Annotated in this window: 9 protein-coding genes; 8 read left to right on the top strand and 1 reads right to left on the bottom strand. The window is 45.3% G+C overall.

Annotated elements, in window-relative coordinates:
- Positions 1-28 precede the first annotated feature (28 nt).
- The gene (locus AC1S8V_RS18580; RefSeq protein WP_017687767.1) at positions 29-214 is read left to right on the top strand and encodes a hypothetical protein; all 186 of its coding nucleotides are present in this window, start codon (positions 29-31) and stop codon (positions 212-214) included.
- A 232-nt stretch (positions 215-446) separates the two neighbouring features.
- Here AC1S8V_RS18580 and AC1S8V_RS18575 read toward each other — a convergent pair whose 3' ends face one another.
- Positions 447-1,367: a LysR family transcriptional regulator gene (locus AC1S8V_RS18575; protein WP_145322390.1), complete on the bottom strand. Its 921-nt coding sequence runs from the start codon at positions 1,365-1,367 to the stop codon at positions 447-449.
- A gap of 366 nt (positions 1,368-1,733) precedes the next feature.
- Between AC1S8V_RS18575 and AC1S8V_RS18570 the strand changes: the two genes are divergently transcribed.
- From AC1S8V_RS18570 to AC1S8V_RS18540, 7 genes are all read left to right on the top strand, one after another.
- On the top strand, positions 1,734-3,632 hold the full coding sequence (locus tag AC1S8V_RS18570) for a beta-glucoside-specific PTS transporter subunit IIABC (RefSeq protein WP_482070270.1): 1,899 nt from the start codon (positions 1,734-1,736) through the stop codon (positions 3,630-3,632).
- Between the two features lie 36 nt (positions 3,633-3,668).
- Complete coding sequence (licT, locus tag AC1S8V_RS18565; protein ID WP_482070269.1) at positions 3,669-4,508, top strand: BglG family transcription antiterminator LicT; 840 nt, start codon at positions 3,669-3,671, stop codon at positions 4,506-4,508.
- Positions 4,509-4,553: 45 nt separating this feature from the next.
- The gene (locus tag AC1S8V_RS18560) at positions 4,554-6,011 is read left to right on the top strand and encodes a glycoside hydrolase family 1 protein (RefSeq protein ID WP_482070268.1); all 1,458 of its coding nucleotides are present in this window, start codon (positions 4,554-4,556) and stop codon (positions 6,009-6,011) included.
- 339 nt (positions 6,012-6,350) lie between these two features.
- Entirely contained in the window at positions 6,351-7,772 is a 1,422-nt protein-coding gene (leuC, locus tag AC1S8V_RS18555) for a 3-isopropylmalate dehydratase large subunit (RefSeq protein ID WP_458127287.1), read from the top strand.
- Positions 7,773-7,803: 31 nt separating this feature from the next.
- Positions 7,804-8,406, top strand: coding sequence for a 3-isopropylmalate dehydratase small subunit (leuD, locus tag AC1S8V_RS18550; protein WP_091028995.1), 603 nt, complete (start codon positions 7,804-7,806; stop codon positions 8,404-8,406).
- Positions 8,407-8,760: 354 nt separating this feature from the next.
- Positions 8,761-10,167: an N-acetylmuramoyl-L-alanine amidase family protein gene (locus AC1S8V_RS18545; RefSeq protein ID WP_482070267.1), complete on the top strand. Its 1,407-nt coding sequence runs from the start codon at positions 8,761-8,763 to the stop codon at positions 10,165-10,167.
- A 258-nt stretch (positions 10,168-10,425) separates the two neighbouring features.
- Positions 10,426-11,835 (top strand): N-acetylmuramoyl-L-alanine amidase family protein, encoded by a 1,410-nt coding sequence (locus AC1S8V_RS18540; protein ID WP_482070266.1) that lies wholly within the window; start codon positions 10,426-10,428, stop codon positions 11,833-11,835.
- Positions 11,836-11,844 lie beyond the last annotated feature (9 nt).

Raw genomic sequence — 11,844 nt, 5'->3', positions numbered from 1 at the left:
TCCCGTCACCAAGGAGGATGATCAATCAATGGACAACCATGTGAAAGATACGCTCAGGAGACTGGAACAGGATAACACAAGGGAAGATCACTTAAGGGCATTCTTAGAGAATGGAGCAGGAGGGCTATCACCCCCTGATTCAACTGTTCAGGACGAAGGCCGTGTAATGAATCAGCAAAACAGGCTGACAAGCGATCGTAATTTGCGTAAATAAACCGCCAAACATGAAGTTTTCTTATGTACATTTCTACGTTAACATTATAAATTAGCATTGAAGCTTAACAACTTAATAAGCAACATTGTACTGTAACCAGTTACTGTGATTGCGATGTAAGAACTCTATCCTGCGGATGCGGGAAACGAGTATATGACAAAGGCTTGGCCCATAAGGGTCAAGCCTTTGTTTTGTTTCAGTATGAAATGTACCTATACCATAGAGCAATTCCTTAGTCTCCCTTTGACAGTTCGGCCACGGTTTGTTGAAACGTATGGATGAATGCTTCGGCTGCCTTCGACAGCACTCTGCCTTGACGATAAGCCACAACAAGTGTTCTGCTAGGAGTAGGCTCAGCAAGTGGCACATACACAGGCACGAATTCACTGCGCGGCGCACGGGCAATAAAGCGTGGAACCAGTGTAATGCCCATACCTGTGGCGACCAGCGACTGAACGGTTTCAATATTGGTGCTCTCAAACACAACTTGGGGATCAAAACCGGCTTGCTCACAGAGATCAAATGTAAGTTTGCGGAAACCCTGTCCTTTTTTCAATACAACAAAGGGTTCATCCCGAAGCTCTTCAATTCGCACAGGAATCGGATGTTCCGGATCTGCCCTGCGTGCCAGAGGGTGATTCGGGGGAACTGCCAAATCAATCCGTTCTTCTCCAATGGTTACATAAGACAAGCTTGGCTCTTGTAAAGGAAGAGATAGCAGACTCAGATCAGCTTTGCCGCTTGCTGTCAATTTCTCAAGCGTAAGTCCCGAGTCTTCCAATAAAGTGACCTCGATCTCGGGATAAGCTTGTTGGAACGCCGGAAGCACGTGTGGGAGCAAGTGTGAGCCAGTGATCGGCATGCTGCCCACAACGACTTTACCTTTGCGAAGCTGGGAGATGTCTGACATTTCCTGACGCAATAACTCCACGGCATCTACGATCTTTTGGGCTTGCTCGACAAACGTAACACCGGCATGGGTTAACTCCACGGTACTTGTATTACGCTGAAAAAGGAGTACACCCAATTCTTTTTCCAATTTGGATAATTGCTGGCTTAATGAAGGTTGGGCAATATGCAGCTTCTCTGCTGCCCGGGAGAAATTGCGTTCGGCCGCAATCTGCAGCGTATATTGAAGTTGTCTGAATTCCATCGTCATTGGTCATTCCTTTCGTTATGCCACCATTATATCACTACAGATGAAGAAATCATTAATTTCGCTTAACCGCTTGCACTCCATAAGAAGAGTTGATATACTGATTTTGAAAACGCTTAAGAGAACCACTTACCCGGGTAAAACAAAATCAACGTTTTCATATGTGCCAGCTTCAAGCTTCAGCACGGAACCATTTCAAATGTTTATTTTCTTTTTCGTTCATATAATTGAATAACAGTTCATCCAACGATGGCGTGTTACTGTTCGGCAGGCAAGACCTAGATTGGGTGGGAAGAGTTTCTTTTTCCTACCCTTTTTAGGTCTTTTTTTGTTCCCATCAAGAAGAAATGACGGAGGTGCACCATGAATCACAAACAATTAGCTCAATCGATAATGGAACTGGTCGGTGGCAATGATAATATCAATACGGTAATTCATTGCTCTACCAGGCTCAGACTTACCCTGAAGAATCCGGATATGGCGAAAACCAGCGAAATTAAGAGCCTGGATGGTGTCATTGGCGCAGTGAACAGCGGCGGGCAATATCAGGTAATTATCGGTAATGACGTCGGATACGTCTACAATGAACTTGCCAAGATGGTGGATACCCAGCAATCAGGCGAGGTTCAAGAAAAGCAAAAAGCAGATTACAGCCCCAAAGGTCTGTTTAATACCTTTGCCAGCGTCATTGCAGGCATTTTCCAACCTATTATCCCGGCTATTGCTGCCTCGGGCATGCTCAAGGCACTGTTGTTACTGGCGACCGTGACCGGCCTGATGTCCAAAGAGAGCCAGACCTATACCGTTTTGAGTGTCATGTCGGATGCTGCCTTTTATTTTCTGCCGATTCTACTGGCCTATTCCAGTGCAAATAGATTTAAAACCAATCCCTTTGTTGCCGTTCTGTTCGGTGGCATCATGTTACACCCGAATATGATTGGTCTGCTTGGCGGTGAAGATCCGGTGTCCTTTATTGGCATACCTGTTGCTTCCGTACAATACGCCACATCTGTAGTACCGATTATTTTAACGGTCTGGTTCATGTCTTATATTGAAAGGTTCGCGGACAAGATCTCACCAGGGCCGGTCAAAATTTTCCTTAAACCATTAATTGTTATTCTCATTGTTGCTCCAGTCGCCCTGATTGTACTTGGACCTCTGGGGATGTATCTCGGAACGGGAATGTCCAACCTGATCTATTGGATTCAGGATAAGATTGGATGGTTGACCGTTGTCATTATGGCTATATTGATGCCTCTAATTGTCATGTTCGGTATGCATAAAGTATTTTATCCTATTATTTTCGCAGCCTTGGCTTCACCTGGATACGAGACACTGGTGCTGGTCGCGATGCTGGCATCCAATATGGCGCAGGGAGCAGGCGCACTGGCGGTGTCATTCAAAACCAAAGATATCAAGCTGAAACAAGTCGCTTTGTCTGCAGGAATTTCAGGTGTATTCGGTATCACGGAACCCGCTCTGTACGGTGTACATTTAAGGCTCAAGAAAACGCTGTTTGCCTGCATGATCGGCGCCGGAGTCGCTGGGTTGTTCGCAGGTATTGTGAATCTCAAGGCATATGCTGCCGTGGGTCCGGGGATTGCCTCTATGCCCATGTTTATCAGTGAAGATCATATGAATATTATCTATGCGATCATTACCATGTTGATCTCTGCCATTGTCGCGTTTGTCGCCGTATATGTCATTGGATTTCAGGATGTTGTTCCAACAGCAGTGCCGATGGCGGATAGCTCCGCAGCCAAAGCCGGGGGCGAACCTGAAATCCAGCCATCTACAGGGATCAAATCGAAAAAGATCGTTTTTGCTCCATTGGAAGGTAAGGTGCTGCCTTTAAGAGAGGTGAAGGACGAAGCCTTCTCACAAGAGGCCATGGGACAAGGTATGGCGATTCAGCCAAGTGTTGGCAAGGTGTTTGCACCATTTGATGGTACCGTTGAGACGGTGTTCCGTACTAAACATTCCATCGGTTTGAGATCGGTAGAGGGGGTAGAACTTCTGATTCATGTAGGATTGGATACGGTGAAACTGAAAGGCCAGCATTTTGATGTAAAAGTGAACGAGGGAGAACAGATCTCTCATGGTCAGCTCCTGATCGAATTTGATCTTGAAGCCATACAAGCCGCAGGTTATGACACCACGACCCCTGTAATTGTGACCAATTCCTCGGATTATCTGGAGGTACTGGGCAATGAATTTGCGGCGATGACGGGACCGGGAAAACCATTAATTACGGTGTTATAAACCGCTGAAATATGAATGAAAGGCAGGCAGCCTGATATGGAAGTCATAAAAATACTGAATTCGAGCATTGTTCTTGCCAGACGCGGTGAGGATGACAAGGAAATTATTGTGATGGGAAAAGGCATCGGCTACAGGAGCAAACCGGGAGATGTCGTGGGCGAGGATGAGATCGAGAAGATCTATGTCCTTGAAAATGAAACAATCTCCTTGGATCTCACCGCCCTGATGAAGGAAACGCCAAAAGAATATCTGATTCTGGCTGATGAAATCATCTCCCATGCCAAACATACATTGTCCCGCCATCTGAGTGATCATCTCTATGTCGCATTAACGGATCACCTGTATATGGCCATGAAGCGATTCAAGGACAATATGACGATCCAGAACCGAATGCTGTGGGAAGTGAAAAAGTTCTATCCGCAGGAGTTCAGTATCGGGTTGCATGGCCTGTCTCTCATTCAAAAACAGCTTGGTCTCTCCTTGCCTGAAGAGGAAGCAGCGAATATCGCCTTTCATCTCGTTAATGCCCAGCAGAATGATGACAATATGAATCAGGTCATGCTGATGACGGGTACAGTCAAGGATGTACTCAATATTATCAAAATTCACTATCAAGTGGAGCTGGATACACACAGCATCAACTATTCACGCTTTTTGACCCATTTGCAGTTCTTCATTCAACGGCTTTTTGAGCATAAAACGTTAAACACGCAGGATCATGAGCTCTTTGAGCAGATTGCAAACAAATATCCGCAGGAAGAAGCCTGCGTACTGCTGATCAAGGATTATATAGAAGCCCGGTTTGAACATACGATCTCCAATGAGGAGATGATGTATTTGATTATTCATATCAATCGGGTGATGAGTCGTAATTAAGCAAGAATTCAGAAGTTAAAGAGTTAGTTCAAGGAGGAATACACAATGACCAATACAACAAGAACGTTTCCAGAAGATTTTCTATGGGGAGGGGCAATAGCTGCCAATCAGGCGGAAGGAGCCTGGAATGTGGACGGCAAAGGTCTATCTACAGCCGACATTGCTATCTATCGAAAAGGTGTGGCCAAGAGTGAATATAAGAAACACAATGCGATCAATGAAGAACAGATCAAGACTGCGATGGAGTCTACCTCGGATAGAGAGTATCCGAAACGCAGAGGCATTGATTTTTACCACCGTTATGAGGAGGATCTAGCCTTGTTTGGGGAGATGGGTCTCAAAACGTTGCGCTTATCTATTGCATGGACCCGTATTTTCCCGAATGGCAACGAAACAGAGCCGAATGAAGCCGGTTTGCAGTTCTATGACCGTGTTATTGATGGCATGCTGAAACAAGGGATTGAACCATTGATTACGTTGTCCCATTACGAGATGCCGATGTATCTGGTGAATCATCACGGGGGATGGACGGATCGGAAAGTTGTCGATTATTTTGTTCACTTTTGCAAAACCGTGTTCACCCGTTATAAGGACAAAGTGAAGTATTGGATTACATTTAATGAAATTGACAGCATTGTTCGTCATCCGTTTACGAGTGGTGGTATTGTTCCGGAGCGTTTCGAAAATGTGGAGCAGGCCGTATATCAGGGGTTGCATCATCAATTTGTAGCGAGTGCGCTCGCAGTGAAATACTGTCATGAGATCATTCCAGGTTCCCAGATCGGATGTATGCTTACCAAGTTGACGACGTACGCTCATACATGTAATCCCGAAGACGTACTTGTTGCTTCCCGGGATAATCAATTCAATCTTATGTTCACGGATGTACAGGTGCGGGGAGCGTATCCATACTTTACGAAGAGATTTTTTGCCGAAAAAGGGATTAACCTCGATATGCTTGCGGGAGATGAGGAGATTCTGAAATTACACACTGTGGACTTTATCTCATTCAGTTATTATATGTCCCTGGTATCAAGTGTGGATGGCGACCGATTGGAGCAGGTGAGTGGCAATACAACTGGAGGGGTGAAGAACCCGTATCTCCAAACCAATGATTGGGGCTGGCAGATTGACCCGGTAGGTCTGCGCATCTCACTGAATGAACTGTACAGCCGTTACGAGGTGCCCTTGTTTATCGTTGAAAATGGGATTGGAGCGGTAGACACGATTGAAGCTGATGGTAGCATTCAGGATGATTATCGTATTGATTATTTCCGCTCTCACATTGAACAGATGCATGAGGCGATTCTGGACGGTGTTGAACTGCTGGGCTATACCAGTTGGGGAGTGATTGATCTGATTAGTTATTCTTCTTCAGAGATGGAGAAACGATATGGCTTTATTTATGTAGATCAGGATAATGACGGCAATGGAACACTGGAGAGAAAACGCAAGAAGAGTTTCTATTGGTACAAAGATGTGATTGCGAATAACGGTTTGTAATACGTTAGTAGGACAAGCACTCTTATAAGAAAGTAGGAAAGCAGCTCTGGATGCAGGGCTGTTTTTTTATGTTCTAGATAAAAAGCATTGACAGCGAAGAAGCGGGAACGTAGTATAAGACTTATATGATAATGATAATTGTTATCAATTGAAACCTCTTCACTAAGCAGTGGTTTGTTTGCTTTTCTCTCATTATAGGTTAAACCTATTACATCTATAGATATTATATCTTGGAACAATGAAGGACAGGGTGATATATTTATGTCATTCAAGAGCTTCACTTTTTAGAGGAAAACACGAGGCTCTTCCAAGGACCGAACTTATGATGAGGTGAAAATGATGAGTAAAAAAACGATGTTTGAGAAAATTTGGGAAAATCACGTGATTCATCAAGAAGAAGGCAAACCAAGCATTCTGTATATCGATCTGCATCTGGTGCACGAAGTAACTTCTCCGCAGGCATTTGAAGGTCTTCGTCTGAGTGGACGTAAAGTTCGTCGCCCTGAGCTGACATTTGCGACAATGGACCACAACGTTCCAACGAAAGACCGCTTCAACATCACAGATCCAATCTCCAAACAACAAATTGATACACTTTCGCAAAACTGCCGTGATTTCGGCGTGAAATTGTATGATCTGGACACCATTGATCAAGGCGTTGTGCACGTTATGGGACCTGAGCTGGGTCTGACTCACCCGGGTAAAACGATTGTATGTGGTGACAGTCATACGTCCACACACGGTGCGTTTGGCGCACTGGCATTCGGAATCGGAACAAGTGAAGTCGAGCACGTTATGGCAACTCAATGTTTGCAACAAGCGAAAGCCAAAACGATGGAAGTTCGTTTTGTCGGCAAACGTAACCCGGGGGTAACCGCGAAGGATATGATCCTTGCAGTCATCGCCAAATACGGTACAGACTTTGCAACAGGTTATGTTATTGAGTACACAGGTGAGTCCATCCGTGAGTTGAGCATGGAGGAGCGTATGACGGTCTGCAACATGTCCATCGAAGGTGGAGCAAGAGCAGGATTGATCGCTCCGGATGAAACAACATTCGAATATCTGCGTGGACGTGAATACGTACCAGCGGATGCAAAGTTTGATGAAGCTGTAGCAGGTTGGAAACAGCTTGTAACAGATGAAGGTGCCGAGTTCGACCATGTGGTTGAAATCGATGTGGAAACATTGATTCCGCAAGTAACTTGGGGAACAAGCCCTGGCATGGGAACTGACATTTCTTCGAAAGTTCCTGTTCCGGCTGAATTGCCTACAGAAAACGAACGTAAAGCGGCTGAAAAAGCGCTTGAATATATGGGACTTGAACCGGGAACACCAATCGCCGAGATTCCAATTGATTATGTATTTATCGGTTCTTGCACCAATGGTCGGATCGAAGATCTGCGTGCAGCAGCACAAGTGGCTAAAGGTCACACGGTATCCAGTCGGGTTACAGCGATTGTTGTACCAGGCTCGGGACGTGTCAAAATCCAGGCAGAACAAGAAGGTTTGGATAAAATCTTCACGGAAGCCGGATTTGAATGGCGTGATGCGGGATGCAGCATGTGTCTGGCGATGAACCCGGATGTATTGAAGCCAGGACAACGTTGTGCTTCGACTTCCAATCGTAACTTTGAAGGACGTCAAGGACGTGGAGGACGTACGCATCTGGTGTCTCCGGCAATGGCAGCAGCAGCAGCAGTTAAGGGCCACTTTGTGGATGTACGGGACTGGAATTTCAAAACGGAAGCTGCGATCTAACCAATAACAGACAGAAGGGAGAACGTTTAATATGGAAGAATTCAAAACATTACAAGGCATCGTTGCACCGGTAGACCGGGTCAATGTAGATACAGACGCAATCATTCCGAAACAGTTTCTGAAACGGATTGAGCGTACCGGATTTGGACAATTTTTGTTCTATGAATGGCGTTTTGATGAAGAGGGTAACAACAATGCTTCCTTCGAAATGAACAAACCTCGTTACGAGGGAGCATCCATCCTGATCTCACGTGCCAACTTTGGCTGTGGATCTTCCCGTGAGCATGCGCCATGGGCGATTATGGACTATGGATTCCGTTGTGTCATCGCACCATCATTTGCGGATATCTTCTATAATAACTGCTTTAAAAACGGAATCTTGCCCATCAAGCTGTCGGAAGAGCAGGTTGAAGACCTGTTCCAGCGTACAGCAACACATGAAGGCTATGAGATGAATGTGAATCTGGAAAACAAAACGATTACTGATGCATACGGACTGCATATCGATTTTGATCTGGATGAGCACCGTCGTCAATTCCTGTTGCAAGGATTGGACGATATCGGTCTGACTCTTCAACATGATGATGAAATCGCTGCTTACGAACAACGCCACGCGGCAAAATTGTTCGGTTAATCTCTAAAGTATCTTATAGCAAAAAGCTTCTGACTCCCGGAAGGAACCTTGTTCCGATCAGTGAGACAGAAGCTTTTTGTATTTCAGAAAATAAATTATATTCAATAAGTTATCTATATATGACATCATTGAAACGAAATCGATATACATTCATGAAAGAAGGTGAACATGGCTTCATGTGATATCCTTTTATCATCTTATTTCCGACTAAATATGACAACGTTGTAACCGGATGATCAGACAATATCTGATAAACTGATTAGTAGATTATGGAAGGTTACATAGCGTCATTGATGTTACGCTGCAGAGAATCAGGTCGGATGTTCAAAAGACAAAAAGAATGGTGGATGAGGTATGAAAAAATGGTCGGCAGCAGTCGTTTTTCTTCTGTTCCTATGTTTATTCCCAGTCATGGCCCATGCAGACACCACTCCCTCGATTGTACTGGACGGTGTAACCATTAACCAGCAGACGGGTGCACCTGCAGAGAATATCGGGAAAACGGTCATGGTTCCAATTCGAATTGTATCCGAGAACCTGGGTTATAAGGTGAAGTGGGAGAAGGAAACTCAGTCAGTCCAGGTTCAAAAAGGAAACAGTATGATTCAAATGACGGCTGGCAAAGATGCAGCTACAGTGAATGGAAACGTGGTGAACTTGGATTCGCCCCCACTGATCAAACAGGGAACTACGCTTGTTCCGCTACGCTTTGTTGGGGAAGGCATGGGTCTGCGTGTTGGCTGGGACAATGGAACCAAGACAGTAAGCCTATTTAGTATTCCTCCCGTAGTTGGAACGGAAGGTGACAGTGACCCCGTCGAGGCACCTGTCCCGGATGGTTTGACAGAACTTCAAGGCATCAGCTTCAGCGGAGATCGCTTGATTGTAGCAACAAACGGTAATATTAGCCCCAAAGTATCCAGTATTGGTGGGCCAGACCGAATTATTGTTGATCTGCCTTCAGCGACATTCTCTCAGGAATTCATTCAGGGACAAGCCTCTAACCCGGATGGCAGTGGACAGATTCTCGTTACGGATTCATCAATAGTTTCCAAAGTCCGGTATGCCATGTTCAGTAAATCGCCTTCTACCGTGCGTGTCGTTCTGGATCTGAATCAGACGGCTACAGCCAAATGGTCTGTTGGAGATAACAATGTCTTGCTCGTTGACCTGACAGCCACGAGTGGAGAACCGACAAGCCAACCGGCAGTACCTACGAATGATGGTAAAACGATTGTGGTCATTGATCCGGGACATGGTGGTCGTCAATCGGGTGCAGTGAGTCTGTCAGGAGCTTATGAGAAGGATTTCAATCTGGCTGTAGGGCTGAAGGTACAGGCAATCCTGCAACAATACCAAAATATTCAAACGGTCATTACACGCCAGGATGATACAGAGCTTTCTCTTAAACAGCGCGTAGATATTGCTGAATTGAATCAGGCAGATATTTTTGTGTCCATTCATGGAAACAAATTTACAACACCCGTACCAAATGGCGTTGAAACGCTCTACAGCCGCAAGGAAAGCAAGACTTTGGCTGATACTCTTCACAAATATGTTTTGCCGATAACAGGACTCAAGGATCGTGGGGTTAAAACGGCGAGTCTGCATGTGACCCGTGAAACAACCATGCCTGCAGTGTTACTTGAATTAGGTTTTTTAAGTAACCCAACGGATGAAGCAGTCATGCTCACAGAAGAATACCAGGACAAATGTGCACAGGCGATTGTGGACGGAATCGTTGAATTTTTGGGACTGTAAATTGAATTGTGCGCAAATATGAAGGTTAGGGTAGTACGTTGTTTAGAGATGTATATTTGATAAATAAGGAAAAAAGAAGACATTAAAATGTAAAAAAAGCTTGATCTGACAACGTTTTTTTTCTGTTATGTTGGAATATATTCGCAACTTTTGAGCGCGAGGGGCGTCTAATAGGTGTCTGGTAATGCCCAAGCGGTCAGTCGGAGTTGGAAAATGACAACATGCGGCAAAAAAATATGAGAATGGTAGGGGTGAAGGATGAAGAAGTTCGGTTTTTTGGTACTGTTATTTGTCTTTGGGCTCGTATTCCCGGGCTATAGTCACGCAGCAACAGACACGAAAATTATCCTAGACGGAAAAGAAATCGTACAGCCATCGGATACAAAAGCGGAAATTATCAACAGCAAGGTGATGGTTCCGATCCGGGTTGTGTCCGAGAATCTTGGATATAGCGTGGAGTGGAAGCAGCAAACGCAAACGGTGACTATCAGCAAAGACAACACTGCCATGCAGATGATTGTTGGACAGAAGACGGCAACGGTGAACGGCAGTAACGTAAACCTGGATGCCCCGCCACTCGTGAAAAACGGTACTACACTTGTGCCTCTCCGATTTATTGGTGAGGAAATGGGCCTTAAGGTGGGTTGGAACAATACCACGAAGACGGTAACATTAGTTACCCAGAATTCAGGTTCCGGAAACGGGACAACCACTCCTCCGAACTCTGGCAATGAAGGCGGAGGATCGGATCAGGAAGGTCTTGTACTGGTGAACGGCATCAGCTTCAGCGACAACCGCCTCATGATAGCAACAAGCGGAAGTACGAAGCCGAACGTCTTCACGATGACAGGACCGGATCGAATCGTTATAGACTTGCCGAATACCGCATTTGCTGATTCATTCAGTGAAGGACAGGCTCTAGACAGCAACCAGAATGGACAACTCGTCGTTAGCGGCTATCCGGATGTGTCTAAGATTCGCTACTCGTTATACAGCAACAGTCCATCTACACTTCGTTTTGTGATCGATCTGTCGAGTTCGAAAGGGTACAGTGTGCAAAATGATTCCGGACTGATCATGATTAATCTTGACAATCAAAGTGGTACACCTGCTCCTCCAGTTGGTGATAATGGCAAGAAAGTTGTCGTTATCGATGCAGGTCACGGAGATCAGGATCCGGGGGCAATCGGTGTAACTGGTAAACGTGAAAAGGACTTCAATCTGGCAATGGCTCTGAAAGTGGAAGCCTTGTTGAAAAAAGAATCCAAAATTGACGTTGTGTTAACACGCAGCGATGATACATTTTTGGCATTGAAAGAACGTGTGAAGATTGCACAAGACATAAAAGCGGATATTTTCATCTCCATTCATGCTAACAGTGGCCCTGCTGCTGCGAACGGTGTAGAGACATTCTATACACGCTCCAACAGCAAAGAACTTGCTACTGTAATGCACAAGTATCTTTTGCAGTCTTCCGGACTGAAAGATCGTGGAGTGAAAACGGCAAGTCTCCATGTAACCCGTGAAACGACAATGCCAGCAGTTCTGCTGGAAGGTGGCTTCCTTAGCAACAAGAGTGACGAAGCAGCCCTGTTCACGGAGAGTTTCCAGAACAGCGTTGCCAAAGGGATTGTTGCAGGAATCAAGGAGTATCTGGGAATTCAATAAGGGACAAGC

It is taken from the genome of Paenibacillus sp. B46(2026) (genome assembly GCF_056786355.1).
The sequence above is the reverse complement of the archived record's forward strand: the minus strand, read 5'-3'. Positions and strand labels throughout refer to the sequence as shown.